The organism is Psychrobacter sp. TB55-MNA-CIBAN-0194 (genome assembly GCF_040309505.1).
Classification (GTDB): Bacteria; Pseudomonadota; Gammaproteobacteria; order Pseudomonadales; family Moraxellaceae; genus Psychrobacter; species Psychrobacter fozii.
In genome coordinates this window covers 1-275 of record NZ_JBEOOW010000244.1, presented here as the reverse complement: position 1 = coordinate 275, position 275 = coordinate 1, and the positions used below count along the sequence as shown (strand labels likewise).

The 275-nt window shown below is 47.6% G+C and carries 1 pseudogene; it reads left to right on the top strand.

From position 1 onward, the window contains the following. Nucleotides 1-275 (top strand): annotated as a pseudogene (locus tag AAEY75_RS15005) (NADH-quinone oxidoreductase subunit M); the annotation flags it as partial.

The window sequence follows — 275 nt, the reverse complement described above, 5'->3', positions numbered from 1 at the left end:
CTGGTAGAGCGCTTTAATAAACGTCTGCCGCGCTGGATTGCTTTAATTGGTATGACGTTGACTTTTGCTTTGTCACTGGTACTGTGGCAATACGGTGATTTTGGTGGTATGAGCAAGCAGGTGATTGCACCAGATGCTGCTGTGCCTTGGGTCGCTGAATTTATGGTGCCTTGGATACCGACTTTTGGTATTAGTTTTCATTTAGCGATGGATGGTTTGTCGCTTATGATGGTGGCTCTTACAGGGCTACTGGGTATCGCAGCAGTGGCCTGTTC